19 protein-coding genes and 1 pseudogene are annotated in these 18,111 nt (G+C 69.4%); 12 read left to right on the top strand and 8 right to left on the bottom strand.

The features are described 5' to 3' along the window. The 3 genes and pseudogenes from GT354_RS37360 to GT354_RS37365 form a co-directional block, all read left to right on the top strand. Positions 1-436: pseudogene (locus GT354_RS37360) on the top strand (cell division protein FtsK); the annotation flags it as partial. Beyond that, positions 433-639 (top strand): hypothetical protein, encoded by a 207-nt coding sequence (locus tag GT354_RS52955; RefSeq protein WP_202512722.1) that lies wholly within the window; start codon positions 433-435, stop codon positions 637-639. The pseudogene GT354_RS37360 and the gene GT354_RS52955, both read left to right, overlap by 4 nt. A 266-nt stretch (positions 640-905) precedes the next feature. Continuing rightward, positions 906-2,360: a replication initiator gene (locus tag GT354_RS37365; protein ID WP_346012348.1), complete on the top strand. Its 1,455-nt coding sequence runs from the start codon at positions 906-908 to the stop codon at positions 2,358-2,360. 125 nt (positions 2,361-2,485) lie between these two features. Here GT354_RS37365 and GT354_RS37370 read toward each other — a convergent pair whose 3' ends face one another. Continuing rightward, positions 2,486-3,925: a recombinase family protein gene (locus GT354_RS37370; protein WP_161360843.1), complete on the bottom strand. Its 1,440-nt coding sequence runs from the start codon at positions 3,923-3,925 to the stop codon at positions 2,486-2,488. A gap of 62 nt (positions 3,926-3,987) precedes the next feature. On the opposite strand from GT354_RS37370, the gene GT354_RS37375 reads away from it, so the two are divergent. Continuing rightward, on the top strand, positions 3,988-4,152 hold the full coding sequence (locus GT354_RS37375; protein ID WP_237535844.1) for a hypothetical protein: 165 nt from the start codon (positions 3,988-3,990) through the stop codon (positions 4,150-4,152). Positions 4,153-4,270: 118 nt separating this feature from the next. Here the strand turns inward: GT354_RS37375 and GT354_RS37380 are convergent, their stop codons facing one another. Next, positions 4,271-5,236: a YafY family protein gene (locus GT354_RS37380; RefSeq protein WP_161360828.1), complete on the bottom strand. Its 966-nt coding sequence runs from the start codon at positions 5,234-5,236 to the stop codon at positions 4,271-4,273. 181 nt (positions 5,237-5,417) lie between these two features. On the opposite strand from GT354_RS37380, the gene GT354_RS37385 reads away from it, so the two are divergent. Continuing rightward, the gene (locus GT354_RS37385) at positions 5,418-7,103 is read left to right on the top strand and encodes an MFS transporter (protein WP_346012349.1); all 1,686 of its coding nucleotides are present in this window, start codon (positions 5,418-5,420) and stop codon (positions 7,101-7,103) included. 415 nt (positions 7,104-7,518) lie between these two features. Here GT354_RS37385 and GT354_RS52960 read toward each other — a convergent pair whose 3' ends face one another. Beyond that, positions 7,519-8,163 (bottom strand): hypothetical protein, encoded by a 645-nt coding sequence (locus tag GT354_RS52960; protein WP_202512720.1) that lies wholly within the window; start codon positions 8,161-8,163, stop codon positions 7,519-7,521. A gap of 172 nt (positions 8,164-8,335) precedes the next feature. Between GT354_RS52960 and GT354_RS37390 the strand changes: the two genes are divergently transcribed. Then, complete coding sequence (locus tag GT354_RS37390) at positions 8,336-8,734, top strand: VOC family protein (RefSeq protein ID WP_161360830.1); 399 nt, start codon at positions 8,336-8,338, stop codon at positions 8,732-8,734. A 1,216-nt stretch (positions 8,735-9,950) separates the two neighbouring features. On the opposite strand, the gene GT354_RS37400 is transcribed toward GT354_RS37390, so the two are convergent. Beyond that, positions 9,951-10,913 carry an NAD(P)-dependent oxidoreductase gene (locus tag GT354_RS37400; RefSeq protein ID WP_161360831.1) on the bottom strand — a complete coding sequence of 321 codons (963 nt, stop codon included), beginning with the start codon at positions 10,911-10,913 and terminating at the stop codon, positions 9,951-9,953. Positions 10,914-10,974: 61 nt separating this feature from the next. Here GT354_RS37400 and GT354_RS37405 point away from each other — a divergent pair, with 61 nt between their 5' ends. Next, positions 10,975-11,382, top strand: coding sequence for an NUDIX domain-containing protein (locus GT354_RS37405; RefSeq protein ID WP_237535845.1), 408 nt, complete (start codon positions 10,975-10,977; stop codon positions 11,380-11,382). A 240-nt stretch (positions 11,383-11,622) separates the two neighbouring features. Here the strand turns inward: GT354_RS37405 and GT354_RS37410 are convergent, their stop codons facing one another. Further along, complete coding sequence (locus GT354_RS37410) at positions 11,623-12,246, bottom strand: hypothetical protein (RefSeq protein WP_161360833.1); 624 nt, start codon at positions 12,244-12,246, stop codon at positions 11,623-11,625. A 121-nt stretch (positions 12,247-12,367) separates the two neighbouring features. Beyond that, positions 12,368-12,928 (bottom strand): TetR/AcrR family transcriptional regulator, encoded by a 561-nt coding sequence (locus GT354_RS37415; protein ID WP_161360834.1) that lies wholly within the window; start codon positions 12,926-12,928, stop codon positions 12,368-12,370. Between the two features lie 78 nt (positions 12,929-13,006). On the opposite strand from GT354_RS37415, the gene GT354_RS37420 reads away from it, so the two are divergent. After that, the gene (locus tag GT354_RS37420; protein ID WP_161360835.1) at positions 13,007-13,561 is read left to right on the top strand and encodes a hypothetical protein; all 555 of its coding nucleotides are present in this window, start codon (positions 13,007-13,009) and stop codon (positions 13,559-13,561) included. Between the two features lie 63 nt (positions 13,562-13,624). On the opposite strand, the gene GT354_RS37425 is transcribed toward GT354_RS37420, so the two are convergent. Beyond that, positions 13,625-14,284 (bottom strand): NAD(P)H-binding protein, encoded by a 660-nt coding sequence (locus GT354_RS37425; protein ID WP_161360836.1) that lies wholly within the window; start codon positions 14,282-14,284, stop codon positions 13,625-13,627. Positions 14,285-14,408: 124 nt separating this feature from the next. Between GT354_RS37425 and GT354_RS37430 the strand changes: the two genes are divergently transcribed. From GT354_RS37430 to GT354_RS37440, 3 genes are all read left to right on the top strand, one after another. Next, entirely contained in the window at positions 14,409-14,795 is a 387-nt protein-coding gene (locus tag GT354_RS37430) for a helix-turn-helix domain-containing protein (RefSeq protein WP_161360837.1), read from the top strand. A 172-nt stretch (positions 14,796-14,967) separates the two neighbouring features. Beyond that, positions 14,968-15,486, top strand: coding sequence for a GNAT family N-acetyltransferase (locus GT354_RS37435; RefSeq protein ID WP_161360838.1), 519 nt, complete (start codon positions 14,968-14,970; stop codon positions 15,484-15,486). Between the two features lie 139 nt (positions 15,487-15,625). Next, positions 15,626-16,030, top strand: a complete 405-nt coding sequence (locus tag GT354_RS37440) for a hypothetical protein (RefSeq protein ID WP_161360839.1) — start codon at positions 15,626-15,628, stop codon at positions 16,028-16,030. 118 nt (positions 16,031-16,148) lie between these two features. Here the strand turns inward: GT354_RS37440 and msrA are convergent, their stop codons facing one another. Next, positions 16,149-16,814 (bottom strand): peptide-methionine (S)-S-oxide reductase MsrA, encoded by a 666-nt coding sequence (gene msrA, locus GT354_RS37445; RefSeq protein WP_346012350.1) that lies wholly within the window; start codon positions 16,812-16,814, stop codon positions 16,149-16,151. A 101-nt stretch (positions 16,815-16,915) separates the two neighbouring features. Between msrA and GT354_RS37450 the strand changes: the two genes are divergently transcribed. Beyond that, positions 16,916-17,770 carry a hypothetical protein gene (locus GT354_RS37450; protein WP_161360841.1) on the top strand — a complete coding sequence of 285 codons (855 nt, stop codon included), beginning with the start codon at positions 16,916-16,918 and terminating at the stop codon, positions 17,768-17,770. The last annotated feature ends 341 nt before the right edge of the window (positions 17,771-18,111 follow it).

Here is an 18,111-nt window from a genome sequence, read left to right on the forward strand (position 1 = left end):
GGCCTCCCGCGCGGAAAAGGACGAAGCGGCACAGGTGGCTACCGCGCTCGTGCGGCTGGCGCAGCTCGGCGCGGCGCTGGGCGTTCACCTCGTCGTCGCGGGTCAACGCGTCGGCTCGGACCTCGGGCCCGGCGCTACCGCTCTTCGCGCGCAGTTGGCCGGGCGGGTGTGCCATCGCGTCTCGGACCCCGGAACGGCCGAAATGGCCCTGGGGGACCTCAACCCGGATGCGGTCGACGCCGCGCAGGCGATCACCACGGACGAACCCGGCGTCGCGATCCTCTCCGGCGTGGACGGCTCATGGATGCGGGCCCGGTCCGTTCACGTCTCTCCGAAAGAGGCGCAACGCGTCACGCGGGAACACGCGGCGATCACACCGGACATGCCCGCGCTCGCTGCGGCCGTGGGCGGCTGGGACCCCGGGACGCGCTCATGACCGACGTGAGCGATGCGCAGGCACTCCAGTTCCCGATGGTCGTCATCTTCGGCCTGATCGTCTTCATGCTCGTCCGCGCCGGCGAACTGCGCGTGTGGCAGGTCTGCGTGGTCGGCCTCTTCGGCTTCTACCTCGCACAATCCAGCCTCGCACCGTCCATCACCGCGCTCGTGGGCTCCCTCCTCGGCGCACTGTTCCACTGACCCGTCAAGAGGAGAGCACCACACGTGAGCATGCGTCCCGTCCTGTGCCCCGTCTGTCACGGCGACCGAAACAACCGCACCCGTACCGGGCGGCGGCGCAAGTGCCGCTGCTGTCGGGGCAAGGGCACCACCCGCTGACCCACTTGCACGACTCCCACATCTGACGCGCTGTCAGTCATCCCGGAAAGGTCCCTCGTCGTGATCACACTCCCGCGCCGCGCGGCGCTCCCCACCCACCCCATCCGCCCTGTCAGGAGGAACCACCATTGCCGGGCTCCACCGCACGCACCACCAACGACCACGGCGCGTGGAGCCGTGCCGAACAGACCCGTTTGGCACGGCTCCACGCGCTCTCTCCGACCGAACAAGACCTCATCCGCGTAGCGAACCTGCCGGGCTTCGCGCGCTGGGTCGAACAGATCCGCGCGACGGGTGGGTGTGAACACCCGATCTACCTGAGCGGCTCCACCGTCACCCGTGACGCCTCCGGGGCGGTGGTTTCCGCGTACTCCACCGCAGACGAACCGGGCGAACGACTCGCCGTGCGCTGCCGCAACCGACGCGCCTCACGCTGCGCACCCTGCTCCTACGAACACCAGGGCGACACATTCCAACTCGTCCGCGCGGGCCTGACCGGCGGCAAGGGCGTGCCAGTCGTGGTGCGCGACCATCCATGTCTGTTCGTCACCCTCACCGCACCCTCGTTCGGCGCCGTCCACCGCGCGACCGACGGCGAACCCTGCCGGCCCCGACGCGAACGTGACCTCTGCGAACACGGTAGGCACCGCGGCTGCCCCACCGCGCACACGCACGATGACCGCGTCGTCGGGCAGCCGCTGTGCCGGGCCTGCTACGCGTACGGGCACCACACCCTGTGGAACGCGCACGTCGGCCCGTTGTGGGACGGGTTCACCCGCACACTGCGCCGGCGTCTGGCCACTGCGGCGGGCGTCCAACGTGCACACCTTCGCGATGTCGTACTCGTGACCTTTGCCAAAGTCGCGGAGTACCAGGCGCGCGGCGCGATCCACCTGCACGCGGTCGTCCGCCTCGACGGACCACATGGCCCGCACTCCGCCCCGCCGGCCTGGGCCACGGATGAACTCCTCGCCGCGCTCGTACCCGAAGCGGCAGCGGCTGTACGGGTATACGCGCCGGAATCGGAAGCACTCGGCTCCTACGTCCTGCGCTGGGGCGCGCAACTCGATGTCCGCCCGCTGCGCGGCTTCAATGATGGGCGGGAACTGGCGGACGAAGCGGTGGCCGGCTACCTCGCCAAATACGTCACCAAGTCCACCGAAACCACCGGCGCGACCGACACCCGCATCACCCATCGATCGACCATCGACCTACTACCGGTCACCGACCACGTAGCAGCCCTCCTGCGCACCTGCTGGGACCTCGGTGGACTCATCGAACTGACACACCTACGGCTGCGGCCCTGGGCTCACATGCTGGGGTTCCGAGGACACTGCCTGTCCAAATCCCGCGTCTACTCAACCACCTACGGCGCGCTACGGGCCGCTCGCGCCGACTACCAGCGGGGTGGCGACGCTCATCTCTCCGACAACAGCGACCGAACAACGTTACCCGCGTGGCGCTTTGTGGGGCACGGTCACACGTCCGGACAAGGAGAGATCGCAGCCGGAATCGCACACGACCTTCGTCAATCGCGAGAAGTAGTCCGAGACGACTGTAGGACGGTCTGGGCTCATGAGTGACCCGGTGGATCCGGCCCTGCCCGCGTGGGTAGCCGATCTCATTGAGCGATGGACCCCGCCTCACGACTATGACGATCGCTTGGCGGGGGTTGTCGAGAGCTACGTGATCGACACAGTGCCGGCAATCACCCGGAAGCCTTCTTATCCCCGACCGGCGTGATCTTGATCGAGTCGATATCCGGTGGCTTTCGGCGTCCTCGTCCCACTGAGTACAGCTCCACCTTCTCGATCACCGTTGCGACGATGGCCCGGCGGCGTTCGATGTTGTCCGGGCTCTCGTCGCGCCAGACAGTCAACGCGTCCACGATGTTTCGTGACTTGGCGACTACCGAGGTGGCTTCGCGCTGACGGAAGGTCTGCAACTCCGCCCGCAGGTGCCCCAACGCGTCGAAGTAGTCCTCATCCTCCATGCCGTCGTCCTTCCAACGCTGGCGTAGGGCGCGGATGCGTTGTTCCATGATCGCGATCTCGCCGGAGAGGTCTTCGGTTTTCGCTGCCTGCACATGCTTGGGGCGTCGCTTCAGAAGTGCTGCCTCGACGACTTCGTCGAGTCGATCCGAGACCCATCCGTACTGCCGATTGATCTTGCCGCACCCGAGCTTGCCCGCCGAGTTGCTGATGGCACCGGAGTGGCAGAAAACCCGTCGGAATGTTCGGCTTTCAACGGTTGTCCACTGAACGCGCATCACGGATTTGCAGTAACCACAGTGGAGAAAGCCGGTATAGACGTGTGTGCGTTTACCTGAGCCCTGGGCGACCGGCGTCATGCGAGCGTCCAAGACTGACTGGACGTTCTCCCACTGCTCGCGAGTCAGCGGGTGTGGATGCTCGCTGTCCCCGATGTCCGAGCCCTTGTAGGTGACGATGCCGCCTACGCGCTCCGAGCGATAGACACGCTTGACCTTCTGGATGGTCCATTCGGTCCCCGTGCCCGTGGTTCGTGCTCCGGCGGCGTTCCATAGCCGGGCAACGTCGCCGGGGGTTTTCCCGTTGAGCAGTAAGCGGTAGCCCTGCTGGATCCACTCGACTTCCTCAGGTACCAGCCGTTGAAACGCAGAACCCGGCTCGAACCCGAACACCCTGGGGCCTCCCGCGTGAGGCTGGCCCTTCTCCCGACGCTGTAGCAAGGAAGCGTTGACACGCTCCGACATGCGCTCGGTTTCCTGCTGGGCTACTGCGCCCTTGATGGTGAGGATCATCCGCCCGGAAGCACTTGAGGTGTCCTCCCCTTCGGTCGTGGCGAACTCAAAACTGTGCTCCTTCTGTGCTTCCAGGAAGTTGGTCAGTTCGGCGATGCGCCGCGTCAGACGGTCGATCGAGTAGACGACGATCCCGTCGATCGTTCCTTCTCGCACATCTCGCATCATCTCTGCGTACTGCGGTCGACGCTTCTTGCTGGTGATCGACGCCGAGACGTCGTTCTCGGGGTACACCTTCACGACTGTCCATCCGCGTCGCTCACACAGTTCGCGACACGCCTTCTCCTGTCGCTGAATACCCAGTTCCTGACCTTTGCGGTCCCTGCTGATGCGAACGTAGATACCCACACGCTTGGGCTTCGGCATGATCACCCCCGGCTCGATTTACGTTCTCCTGTGACCTACATGCTTAGTGTCCAGTAGCGAACGTGGCCGGTCAGGTCGTGGTGCCGATCCTGGTCGCGGCCCGCGAGAAGACGCTCGACCTGGACATGTACAACAACCCGCGTGACCTGGAAGCCCCCGACGAGCCGGCCGACGAGCCGCGCGTCCCGCTCCAGAAGACGGGGGACCGCGAGCCGGTCACCGTCTGACGCACCCCGGAACAGCGCCCCCGATCCCCTCGTGCCGAAGGGGTCGGGGGCGCTTTCGCGTGTCCTCGGGTGTCTTCGCGTGTCTTCGCGTGTCCCGGGGCGGGTGGCCCTCGTGTGCCTATTGCTCCGGGGGCGTGGCCGAGCCGTAGCGCTTGGCCAACACCCGCAGATAGGCGACCAGTTCGGGCGGCTCGGTGACCTCGAAGTCGGCGTCGAGCAGGCCGATGTAGACCGCGAGGGACTCGATGCTGTTGCCCGCGGTCTCGAACACGCACGTGTCGTCGTCGAGCGGTTCGACGTCCCCGAAGGTCGCCGGTACCCGCTCGGCGATCACCTTGGCCGGCGCGCGCACGATCACCCGGGCCCGATACTGGCCGCGCACCGACGTGACGCCCTGGGCCACGAACGCCGCGACATCGCCGTCACCGGGCAGTTCGCGCGGCGTGAAGCGTGGTCCGTGCGGCGGGCGCGGGCTGATCCGGTCCATCCGAAACGTACGCCAGTCCTCGCGCTTGACGTCCCACGCGACCAGATACCAGCGGCCCATGCGATGCACGAGGCGGTACGGCTCGACGGTTCGCGAGGTCTGCGAGCCGTCGTGCGCGCTGTAACGAAAGCGCAGTTGCTCGTGGTCACGGCACGCGCCGGCAAGTACCGTCATGACGTCCATGTCCACCTTCGGCCCGGTGCCGCGGACCGGGACGGTGTACTTCTGCAGCGCCTTGACCCGGCGATGCAGACGAGAGGGCAGCACCTGGTCGAGCTTGGTGAGCGCGCGCAGCATCGCCTCGTCCATACCGTCCACGACGCTGCCGGCCGCGATCCGCAGGCCGACCACGACGCTCACCGCCTCCTCGTCGTCGAGCAGCAGCGGGGGCAACGCCTTGCCCGCACCGAGCCGGTAGCCGCCCACGACGCCGCGGCGCGCGTGGACCGGATAGCCGAGGCCGCGCAGGCGTTCGATGTCGTAGCGGATCGTCCGGCCGCTCACGCCCAGGCGCTCGGCGAGTTCGGGGCCGGTCCAGTCGGGCCGCGTCTGCATGAGCGAGAGCATGCGCAACAGTCGTGCGGAGGTTTCCAACATGGACCGAAGTCTGCCGGCTGCCGTGGGCGAATCAGGAACGAAGCTTGCCTGTTCTACTCTTAGTTTTGGAGACGTGGAAAACAGCAGCGGCAACACCCTCGCGAACCCGTCCCCGTCTTCGTCCCCGTCTTCTTCGTCCGCGTCTTCTTCGTCTGCGCCCCCGTCGTTTGCGTCCGTCGGCGTGCGACAACGTTGGCTCGGACTCATGGTGGTCCTGGCCGCCACGTTGATGAACCTGCTCGACTCCAGCGTCGTCGGCGTCGCGGCGCCCGCGATCCGCGAGGATCTGGGCGGGAGTTACTCCAACCTCCAGTGGATCGCGGCGGGTTACACCCTCGCGCTGGCGGTCGGTCTGCTCACCGGCGCGCGGCTGGGCGACATGTACGGCCGCAAGGCCATGCTGATGGTGGGGATCGTCGGGTTCGTGGCCCTGTCGGTGGGCTGCGCGGTGGCGTGGTCGCCCGAGACGCTGATCCTGGCGCGGGTGCTCCAGGGGTTGTTCGGCGCGCTGATGGTGCCGCAGACGTTCGGGTTGCTCCGCGACCTGTTCCCGCCGGCGGAGATCGGCAAGGCGTTCATGGTCTTCGGGCCGGCGATCGGCCTGTCCACGGTGCTCGGTCCGATCGTCGCGGGCTTGCTCGTGGACGGCGACCTGTTCGGCACGGGGTGGCGGATGATCTTCCTGATCAACATCCCGCTGGGCGCGTTCGCGCTGTTCATGGGCTGGAAGGTACTGCCGAAGGTGGCGCCGAGCGCGGCCCACACCCGACTCGACGTGGTGGGCATGCTGCTCGCGGGTGTCGGTACGTTCATGCTGGTCCACCCGCTCGTCCAGGGACGCGAACTCGGCTGGCCGCTCTGGACGTTGGTCGAGTGCGCGGCTTCGCTGCCGGTGCTCGCGGCGTTCGCGGTGTACCAGGTACGACGTACGGCGGCGGGCAAGGTGCCGCTGGTCGAGCTGGGCGTGTTCAAGCACCGGTCGTACGCGTCGGGCGTCGGGTTCGTGATGGTCTTCTTCGGCGCGATCGTCGGCATCTCGATGGCGATCGGCCTGTTCCTCCAGATGGGCCTGGGCTACAGCCCGACCAAGGCCAGCGTGACGATGGGCGCGTGGGCGATGGGCGCGTTCGTGGGCTCGGGCTTCAGCGGTGCGGTGATGGGCAAGCTCGGCCGCCGGATCCTGCACATCGGCCTGGCCGTGATGGCCGTCGGCCTGGCGGGGCTCTACCTGGTGTTCGACCACGGCGGCGCCGGTCTGGGCGCCGGGGATCTGATCGCGCCGCTCGCGGTGTTCGGGCTCGGCATGGGCATGATCTTCGTCCCGGTCTTCGACATCATCATGGGCGACGTCGAGGACCACGAGGTCGGCTCGGCGTCGGGTGCGCTCGAATCGTGCCAGCAGTTGGGCGCCTCGCTCGGCATCGCGATCCTGGGCACGGTGTTCTTCGGCGTGATCGGCGCTCAGGCCACGCACAACTTCGACGACTCGGCGGCGCCGCGGCTGCGGGCGGAGCTGTCGGTGGCGGGCGTGGCGCCGGGCACTCAGGACGCGCTCGTGGCGGGTCTGCGGACGTGCGTCGACGACCGCGAGAACGCGGTGGACCCGGACAAGCTGCCGGCAAGCTGCACCTCGATGCCGGCTCCGTCGTCACCGGCGGCTGCGAACGCGGTCACGAAGGCGGGCCTGGACACCCACAAGCTCTCCTCGATCGACGCGGTCAAGCGCACGACGCTGCTGTCCCTGGGCCTGACGGCGGTGGCCTTCGCGCTGGGCTTCCTTCTCCCGAGGCGGGCCAGGGAAAACCAGCACGCGGCGCCGGAGTCGGCGGCCGACTCGGCCGAGGACCGCGAGCCGGCCCTGGTCTGAGCCACGCGGTTTCCGCTCCGCTTTCCACTCCGGGTCGATCGGCGCGGGCACCCCTTCGGGTGGCCGCGCCGATCGGCGTATGGCGGCGGGGATATGGCTGGCCTGCGCGCACTCGCCTTCGGGCAGCGCGGCCGACTCTGCGTGGGCGAGCCCATGGGCGGCGAGCACTTCGACGCATGACGCATGACGCATGCCACTCGCTCGGCACCGGCGTGGGCCGCCGGCGTTGGCCGCTGCCGCCGGCTGTCGTCGTTGGGCGCTGTCGCTCGGCGTCCTCGCTCGCGGGTCGAGCGAGGACGAGCGCCAGGTCCCGCAGGTGGGCCTGGGGCTCGCCGATTCTCGCTACAGGGCGTGGGCCCGTGCCCTCGACCGGACGGGAAACGGGATGTGTGGTGGTTCAGGGCCCGACGTCGGCTCACATCGTCGTGACCGTTCCGCAGCGGTTGCAGGCGGTGTTCAGGAAGTCGAGGATCGCGCGCGGGTTCTTCAGGCCCGCCGGGTTGCCGATCGTGACCACCGACTCGTCGTCGACGATGACGCCGACCACGCCGTCGACGGCCTTGAGACTGTGGACGTATGCCGTCGCCTTCGCCTCGTCGGCGAAGATCAGGTACGTGCCGACGCGGGGCAACGTGGGCTTGGTGTCGGCCTCGCTCGGATAGCAGTCGTAGCTGCGCACGGAGGTGATGCCGTTGCGGTGTGCGGCGGGGGCGAGGGTCTTGCGATCGTCCTTCGTCCACTTGCCGACTCCGCAGGCGGCGACGTCGTCGTACGTCTGCTCGATGGCCCGGGTCACGTCGGCGAGATAGAACTCGCCGCCCGGCGCGGACGTGCTCGGGGACGGGGTGGGGGTGCGCGTGGAGGACGACCCCCCGGTCGTCGAGCCGGACGAGGACGAACCACCGGAGTACGAACCACCCGAGTGTGAACCACCGCTCGACGACGAGTGCGAACCCCCGCCCGACCGCCGCTTCTTGCCCCCACCGCTGCCGCAGCCCACCGCCAGACTCCCGACCACGAGCACCGCGGTCACCGCCGTCGCCATCCGTCGCACACGCACTTGCTGTTTCCCCCCGTTGGGATGTCGCCTACCTCGACCGCCCGACGCTACCGCTCCGGCCGAACGGGTTCATCGGGTCGGGTCGTGCCGCAGGTATCGGTGTTCATGTGCTTATCGGTGTTGGGCGGTAGCGTCTGGCTTCCAGTGATCCACCAAGGAGAGGCGCTGCGAGATGAGCGGGTTGAACGGAGTGCACCTGGTGGTCTACCCGGCGAGGGATCTGGAGGCGGGTATCGCGGCTTGGAGCGCCACGCTGGGCCGGGAACCGGCATACCGGAACGCCGATTACGCGACGTTCACCGACGGCGGGGTCGAGATCGGGCTGTCGCGGCTGCCGTGGGTCGATCACCCGCTGGTGTTCTTCAAGGTCGACGACGTCGAGAAGGCCCACGGCGCGCTGGTCGCGTCCGGCGCGACGGCTTTGGTGCAGGACGGCGAAGGCGTGCTGCACCCGGGCGACGGGGCGGCCTCGTCCGGAATCGTCGACGTTCCCGGTCGCCGGTTGGCGGTACTCAAAGCGGCGGACGGGAACCTGGTCGGCATCGCGCAGGATGTCCCTGTGTCCTGGTGAACGTGACGCCGGGGCGGCCCGGGCCGTGACGTCGCGCGGCCGGCCGCCCCCGGCGGATGCCTTGCGCGCTGCGGATCCGGGCGGGCGTGGTCTCTGCGGGTGGCGGCCAGGGCGTCGGGGTGGCGGGCATTGGCGTTCACGTCCATCGGCCGGCCGGCCGTCCGGGGCCGGGCGGCCGATACACCGCGCCCTCGTCGGCGGCAACAACTGCGCGATCACCCGGACGGTGGCCCCGCCGCCGTGGCCGACACCATCACCGCCCCGCGGGTGGCGCACTGTGCCGGTACTTGCCGTCACCGCCTCGGCGCATGACCTGCCGAAGCTTCTGTCCTTCCTGATCGGTCGGCCTGTGGACCGTCACCAGCCTTGCCGCCGGGCCGCGATGGACGGGACCGGATGCGTCCCGAGATCGAACCCGCCCGAGGGCCACAGCCGCGAGGGACAACCCGGTGATCTGCCCGCTTGGGGCGCTACGGACTGGGTGCGGGGGGAATCGGGGCAATCCATGGCTCGCGCCGCCGTCATCGCCTCGACATCCGTTCCCGTTCTCGCTTTCGCTTCCGCTTTCGCTTCGGGGAGCGGTATCCGCAGCATGTTCCGGACGCGGACAAGGGTCCCGATGTCGGTGGCCCAGTCGCCGAGTATCACCGCGTGCAACTCGGAATCCGCGAACTCCCAGCGAATCTCAGCCATCGAGCAGCCCGGAGCGGGAGGTTCGCGACGTTCCAGCGGCCGAGTGGCGCAAGTCTTCCTTCAGCGGCCAGAACGGCGCAGGTTGCGTGTCCATCGCAACCACGCCCCAAGGACTGGGCATTCGGGACTCGAAGCGCGCCAGCGACAGCCCGTGATCCTCGTGGGAGCTGAGCAGTCTCGCAGTCCTTGCGCTACAGTCCCACGGTCCTGATGGGCGTGGCTCAGTACGGGGCTTCACCATCGGCGTCAGGGATTGCGCCTCGGTGCGGACGGCCGAGTCGTCGCCATGTAGGCGGACTTCAGCTCTCGGCGGTGAGGCGTTGAGGGTTCCCCTTGGGCGTACGAGCGAGTTCGTACAGTGAGTCGATTCGGTCGGCTATGAAGGGCGACGGTGGTCAGACCGCGATGCTCGGCAGCGCCCGGCTGCGCAACCCGGCCCTGGTCGGATGACTTCACGCCCATTGGCGGCGTTGCCTCTTCCCTGAAGAGCGTCGGAACGCCTGAGCAGTGACCGACCGGTGAGTCAGGGCCGGATGTGTTTCAACGTGAATTCGGGCAGCGCATACGGGCCGGCCTGCGGGGCTTCGGGATCCGCGGGGACGTCGGCGTCAGTGATGTGCGACGCATAGGTTTCGGCGTCATCGATGGGCGTGTAGGCCAGTTCGGACTCTGCGGGGAGCTCCCAGAAACGGCGGGCGTTGGCAGAGACCGCGTACGCAGTGGCAAAACGCGTGGACAGTGGAGCGGTAAGGGCGGCGCGGCAAAAGCCGACGGCATCACGCGGGCTGAGCCAAGTCGCCAGGTGGCGCGACTCGGTGGGCATCTCCTCGAAGCTGCCGATACGCAGGCAGATCACGGAAACATCGAACTTGTCCGCGTACAGGCGCCCCAGTGCCTCGATAGCCGCCTTACTCACCCCGTACAGGCCGTCGGGGCGCACCGGCTCCTGTGGACCAGTGCGATGGGCCGTGGGATAGAAGCCGCTCACGCGGTTGCTGCTGGCCAGGACAACCCGCGGAATCGCCGTCCGTCGGGCAGCTTCCAGGACATGGTGGGTGCCCAGCACATTGGTGTCCAGTAGAAGGTCAAGCGGTGCCTCGTTCGGCAAGCCGCCCAGATGGAGCACGGCCTCCGCACCCGCGAGCGCGGCCTCGACGGCAGCCGCGTCGCGAAGATCGACGCAATGGACCTCTTCGTTCGCGGTCTCGACCTGGAGCGGCACACGGTCGAGCAAAACCAGGCGGCTCACTTCGCTGCGCAACGCCCGGCGCACGACTGAACCGATGTTCCCTGCCGCCCCGGTGACGACCACAGTTCCCAGCCCCACTGCACACCTCCGCCGCGCGAACTCACCAACGACCCGAACCGGACCTGCAGTGATCCTCTCATCGCCGACCCCGATGCCCACAGCATGCGGTTGGCCTACGGCAAGGGCCGCACCCCGGGCCGCCGGGTCGATGTCGCCGGCCGGCACAGTCGTGGGCATGAGTTTCGATGGTGTGGGTGGCGGTTCGGGCCCTCTCGACGGTGGCCGCGAGGCTGCGACCATGGCGGTTGTGGCGGCGGCGATCGTCGAGGGTGGGCGACTGTTGCTGGTCAGCAAGCGGGCGGCGCCCGAGGTGTTCTATCTGCCGGGTGGGAAGCCCGAGGCGGGGGAGACGGCCGAGGAAACCCTCGTTCGGGAGTTGCACGAGGAGTTGGGCGTGGTCCCGGCCGATCTGGCGCTGCTCGGAGTCGTCGCCGACACCGCCGCGCTCGAAGGCGTACCGATGCGGCTGACCGTGTTCGCCGCGACCATCGACCAAGAACCGCGCCCGGCGGCCGAACTCGCCCACCTGCGCTGGTTCGCGGCCGACGACGACCACTCGACCACGCTCGCGCCCGCGATCCGCAATCACGTCATCCCGTTGTTGGTCGGCGCCGGAAGGCTGGCCGGGGGCGCCGATTCGGCCTGATGCGGGCGCCGAGGAGTCTCGGTCGCGACGGGCAGGCCCGTATGGGAGTGGCTCGCCGTCCCGGCCCGGCTGCCACGGTGCTGAAGCCTGACGGAAATCCACCGGTGCGCAACCGTCGGTCCGTTGGGTCGGTGACGCGGTGACGCGGTGACGCGGTGACGCACGAAGCGCGCTGACCGCGTCCCGAGGCCACGACCGACCGGCTCCACGGCCAAATACGCGAGAAGCGGGCGAGGGGGCTCACGCCCGGCGCCCCAGCAGCGCGACCGACACCAACAGCAACGGCAGCGACAGGATCGCCGCGCCGCCGAGCGCGGTGTTCGCGAACAGGTAGCCCAGGCCCGACACGGTGATCGTGGCGGCGGTGGCGTAGGCCGTCCAGCGCTGCCACGGCTTCGCCAGGACCGCCGTCGTGGCCACCGCGACGACGGCGAAGGCCAACATCTTCACGCCGTCCACCCGCAGCGACAGGTTGTACAGGGTGCCCACCCGGTCGGGGTCCGACGCGGCGATCGCCACCTGCTCCAGGGCGAGTTGACCGGCGGCCAGCGCTGCGGCCAACCACGCCGTCCAGCCCGCGAGCCGCATCCCGCGGCCGGTGAGTGCCACCGCGACGGCGGCGATCGCAGCGGCGGCGATCCCGTGTACGAGTACCGACTGGCCGATCGCCTGCGCCGCGTGTCCGTCGTACGCCGCCGCGATCTCCGCGTGCGAGTCGCCCGCCTCCGGCAGCGCGCCCGCCCCCACCGTGAGGCCGACGATCCAGGCCGCAGCGTGGACGTACCCGGCGGTGGCGGTACGGCGGAAGCGGCTGCCGATCCGCGCATTGGCGGTAACGGTGGCCGAGGTGACGATCGCGGTCATGGTGCCCTCCCGAGGCGACGAAGCTAACGGCGTTAGCCGCTGGGGAAGACGGTATGGCTAATGGTGTTAGCCGTCAAGGGGGGCGGGATGGCCTCCGTACGCGAACAACGGGCGTGCGTCCTCAGTGCGGCGTCGAGTTCGACAGCAACGCCATCACCGTGTCGACGTACGGGCCCGCATCCCTCGGCGCCGCGTCGACCATCCGCAGGGCGGCCGTGCCCAAGTAGACCGCGTAGCTCGCGGCGGCCAAGTGCCGGGCGCGCTCGGGGGTGTGGCCCAGTTCGGTCAGCGCCGCCTCGATCGTGATGAGCCGCCGGTGGGTGACGCGCTCCGCGACGGCCCGCACCGTCGGGTCGTCGGACTCGGTGAGCAATACCAGCGCGAGCGCGCCGCCCCGGGTCGACGTGAAGGCGTGCCGGATCAGCAGGCGCAGCCGCTCGGCCGGGTCGGCCACGGCGGCCAACGTCGGCAGTACCTCGTCGGTCTGCACCCGCTCCCAGCGCTCCAGCGCGGCGACCAAGAGCGCCTCGCGGTTCTCGAAGAGCCAATAGAAGCTCGACTTGGACGCGCCCAGGCGAGCCGCCACCGGCTCGACCGCGACCGTCGCGGGGCCACCCTCGGCCAGTGCGTCCAGCGCGGCGGCGGCCCAATCGTCGCGGGTCAGGCGGGCGGTGCGGGGCACGGGGTACCGGCTTTCCTCGTTCTGAACGGACCCGTACAGTATAGATCTGTACGCTGCCGTCCAGAACGAAGGCGAACCATGACGACCACAGACTGGGACCTCGACCGACTCCTGCCCGCCTACGACTTCCGCTCCCGCTACACCCGCCGAATCTCCGCGCCGCCGGCCGTCGTGTGGGACGCGCTGTACGCGGTGACGGCCGACGAACTGCCGGTGACCCGGCTGCTGATGAAGGTGCGGTCGGCGGGGCGTACCCGGATGAAGGGCTCGCTCGCGGACATCGCGCCGATGGCGAGGCTGACCAGGACCGAGGGCCGCGAGGCCGTGCACGGCAAGGTCGCGCAGTACTGGCACCTTCGCCCCCGCGAGGCGCCGATCCGGTCCGGCGACCCGGTCGCGTTCACCGAGTTCGCCGAGCCGGGGTGGGCCAAGGCCGCGATGAGCTTCCAGGTGACGCCGGACGGCGACGGCACGCTGTTGGCGGCCGAGACCAGGGTCCATGCCACCGACGCCCGCAGCCGCCGCGTCTTCGCGGCCTACTGGCTGCTCATCAGGGTCGGCGGCGCCGGCTTCATCCGGCTCGAACTGCTGGGCTCGATCGCCCGCCGGGCCGAGGCGGCCCCGTCACGGTGAGCCTTTCGCCGAGCCGTCTGCCGAGTCTTCCGCCGGGCCGTCTGCCGGGCCGTCCGCCGAGCCTCAGTAGGCCACCGTGAACCGCTTGCCAAGGTGCCGGGGCTGCTCGATCTCGTCGAGCATCGCCACGGCGTAGTCGGCGACCGAGATCCGGCTCGTGCCGTCGGCGGCGGTGACGAGGTCGTCCAGGCCGGTCCGGTAGGCGCCCGTACGCTCGCCCGGGCCGATGTCGGCGGCGGGGGAGAGGTAGGTCCAGTCGACGTCGGCGACCGAGCGGAAGTACTCCAGCGCGTCGCCTTGACCGCGCATGACCTGGAGGGCGAGTTCGGGGAGCCCGTCGGCGTCCCACACCTGCCGGCCGTCGGCGGTACGGAGCGAGCCCGCGCCGCCGACCACGTACAACCCGGGCGCGGCCGGGCCGAGCGAACGCAGGCCCTCGGCCAGGGACGCGGCCGCGCCGACCACGAGGGCGGCATGCGCCGCGCCGTCGGTGTAGCCGCCGCCGACCGCGCTCACAAGAGCGTCGTGACCGGCGGCCGCGGTCGCGACGGAGCGCGGGTCGAGGACGTCGCCGGTGAGGACGGCCAGCCGGTCGTGCTCCTCGGCGGCGAGCTTCGCCGGGTCGCGCACCACCGCCGTGACGTCGTGGCCGCGGCGCAGCGCCTCGCGCAGGATGTGCACACCGATGCCGCCGTTGGCGCCGAACAGAGCGATCTTGGCCATGTCGAAATCCTTGGATCCAGAGGGAGACAGCGCCGGGACCGGCTGCCTGAATCCATCCAACAGCACAGGTCAGGCCAATTGTTACCCTTGGATACCAGGCACCTTGAAGTGCTATTGTTTCCTTATGGATACCCATGGGCCGGCCGGTCTCGCCGCAAGGCTGCTGACCGACACCCCCGACTGCCGCAGCCGCGACGTGCTGGACCGCCTGGGCAGCCGCTGGAGCGTCCTGATCATCCTCAACCTGGCCACCGGCACCCTGCGCTTCACCGAACTGCGCAACCGCGTTCGCGGCATCACCCCGAAGGTCCTCACCACCAACCTCCGCGACCTCGAACGCGACGGCCTGATCAGCCGCGCGGTCTTCGCCGAGGTCCCGCCGCGCACCGAATACACACTCACCCGGCTCGGCGAAAGCCTCATCACCACCTACCGCGCGGTCCAGGACTGGGCCGAGAACCACGCCGACGAGGTCCTGGCCAACCGCGACACCTACGACAAGGCCCGCTGACCCGCGAGCCGCCGCGGCCGCGACCCCGGCACACGTCACCGGCGACCGGCGGTCCCCGAAAACCGCGGCTCACCACGCAACGCCCGGCCGATCCCCGCAGCGGCGACCGAAAGGCACCGGCGCCGCCCGACGCATTTCCGGCAGCCGCCTTCGATGGGCCAAAATCGAGATCATGACCACACCCGTCCGACTCGCCGCGATAGATCTCGTCACCCACACGCCGAGCCTGGCCGAACTCCTCGTGGACGCGGTCGACGACGGCGCCTCGGTCGGTTTCCTCGCCCCGCTGGCCGTCGACGAGGCCGCCGAATGGTGGGCGACCCAGACCGCCGCGATCCGTAGCAACCGCACCGTCATCTGGGCGACCCAGGACGCGACCGGCATCACCGGCACGATCCAGCTACAGCCCGCCTTCACGCCCAACGGACGCCACCGCGCCGAGCTCACCAAGCTGCTGGTCCACCGCCGCGCCCGCGGCAACGGCCTGGCCCGCGAACTCCTGTCCACCGCAGAGCAGTTCGCCGCCGCATCCGGCCGCACCCTGCTCACCCTGGACACCCGGTCGGGCAGCGCGGCCGAACGCCTCTACAAAAACGCCGGCTGGACCGAATCCGGCACCATCCCGGACTACGCCGCCGACCCCGCCGGCCGTCTCCAACCCACCACGCTCTTCCACAAACACCTGGGCTGACCCCCGGAACCGCGGCTCACCGACCGCCGACGGACCGACCGGCCGTGGTGCCCTCGCGGGCCACCCAAACGACACGGTCAGCCCGTACCGGATCTTCGAAAAGCCCAACGCACCATTGCGGAGCTGGTGAAATACGGGCGTGCGCGCCATCCATACCCCCGAAGGGCACCGCAGGCCCCGATCTCGCTGCGGAAACAGCCTGCGCTGGACGTTGGCGGGGGCCCTCAACCTTGCGCTGGGCTACGCAGGCATTCTCCCCTTTGCGTACATATCCCTTGTCCTGGAATGCGGCTTGTTCCCCCGCCTCGGCTGGAGTTCGGCCACCGATTCGAAGTACGCCGAGAACCCGGGCCTATACGTCATGCTCGCCGTGGGCGCGGCGCTCTTCATGGGCCTCGCGTTCCTGGCGACCAACTACCTGTACCTGCTCACGCTCACCGCCCGCGCGCGCCTCTACTGGCCGCTCGCCTCGGTCGTCCTGCCGGCCCCCTACGTCCTGGTACGGGCAAGGCCCGAGCTTTGGGCCTCCATCGGCTGGTGGTAGCGATGCACTGTCCGCGACAGGCGCCGCGACGGCCGCACCACGAACGTACGAACACGTCGGTGCCGTCGCCCCCGGGATCCCCTCCCCGAAACGCGACGGCACCACCGGAGCCACGGCGTCAGCCGGCCGCCGGCGCGACGCCGATCGGGCACGAGACGCCCGTGCCGCCGAGGCCGCAGTAGCCGTTGGGGACTCGGTCCAGGTATTGCTGGTGGTAGGCCTCGGCGTAGTAGAACTCGTCGGCCTTGCGGATTTCCGTGGTGATCGTGCCCAGGCCCGCCTTGGTCAGGACCTCCTGGTAGGCGTCGCGCGAGGCGAGGGCGGCTGCCTGGTCCGCGTCGGAGTGGGTGTAGATCGCCGAGCGGTACTGGGTGCCCTCGTCGTTGCCTTGGCGGTTGCCCTGGGTGGGGTTGTGGGACTCCCAGAAGAGCTTGAGCAGCTCGGTGTAGGACACGATCGTCGGGTCGTAGACCACGCGGACGGCCTCGGCGTGGCCGGTGCCGCCGCCGCATGCCTCCTCGTAGGTCGGGTTTTCGGTGTAGCCGCCCTGGTAGCCGGCGGCGGTGGTCCACACGCCCTCGGTCTGCCAGAACTTGCGCTCCGCGCCCCAGAAACAGCCGAGGGCGAAGTCGGCGACCGCGAGACCGGCCGGGAACGGTGGCTCCAGGCGATTGCCCAGCACCCGGTGCAGCTCCGGTACCTCGAACGGGCGCGCATCGCGGCCCTTCAGGGCCTCTTCGCGCGTCGGCAAGCGCGGCTCGAAGTCCCTGCGGTTGAAAAGCACGCGTGCCTCCGTCGTCGTAGAGGCGGATATTCCCGTACGGGAGGGTCCGCCACAGGCTTGAATGGTCATTGACGCAACGTTTCGGGAGGCGGGGGCATTCCATGCTGCGAGTGGTGACGATCGGCGCGGCGGTGGTCCTGAGCGCGGGGCTCATGGTGGGTTGCGACGACGATTCCTCGATAGACCCGTTCGGCCTGCGGACGACGTCCGCGCCGGGCCCGACCGGCCCGCGGCCCGACGGCCCGGTGACCGACGCGCCCGTGCCCCCGCCGTCGCCGGATCGGCCCGTCAGGACCTCGGCCCCGCCCACCACGCGCCCGCCCACCGCCACCGCGCGCCCCGGGTCCGGCCTCACTGCGGCGCAGGCGAAGATCCTGGTCGCCTTCGTCGCCCTGACCGACAAGGACTGGGGCCCCGAGTACGTCCCCCAGGAGCAGAACTACGAATTGACCGGGCTCGACTACGCCATCACCGGTGCCGACTGCAAGCAGGCCCCTCAGGGGACGGTCCCCGGCGGCCTGGCCACGATGGGTCGCTACGTGTACGTACCCACCGGCGGCAAGCCGAGCATCGACAACCTGAGCAAGACCCTCGCGACGTCCTCGGCGACCGCCTACGCGTCGGTGGCCCAGGCCAGGGCCGAAGTCACCAAGGGGGTCGCCGACGCGCGGCGTTGCCCGACCCAGACGCTGACCAACGACGAGAAGTTGAGCGGCATCGAGGTCTTCGACCTCGCCGTCCCCGGCATCGACGAGATCCACATCGCGCGCGCGAGCTGGAACGCGAACCACGGCGGGGCGCCGTTCCAGTACGTGTGGGTGACGGCCCGTCAGGGGCAGGTCGTACTGACCGCCGCGGTCGTCGACCGCAGCGACAAGACGTTCGAGTCGGCGAAGAAGCAGGCGATCGACGCGATCGCCGTCATGGTCACCCGGACCGACGCGCAACTGCGGTGATCTCGGGTCGAGTGCTGCCGGGAACCGACGAGTGCCGATACGGGTACCGGCGAATGCCGACGAGTACTGCCGAGTTCTGCCGAGTTCTGCCGAGTGCTGCCTATTACGCTGACCGTCGGTGCGCCCGCGCGAGGTTTTCGCGGCGGTACGCGGGCCGCCGCGGCGCGAACGGCGGTGGCAGTCACGGGAATCGGGGCAACGGTCATGGGGGCGTCGGCATGGGGGCAGTGACGAGACGCGCGGTCGGCCCGGTGGTCGGCCTGCTCCTGATCGCCGCCGCGTCCGCGGGGTGCGCCGACAGCGGCGACGGCCCGTTCGCGGTGCCCACCAAGGGCGTGCCC

This window comes from Streptomyces sp. SID3343, from assembly GCF_009865215.1.
Lineage (GTDB): Bacteria > Actinomycetota > Actinomycetes > Streptomycetales > Streptomycetaceae > Embleya.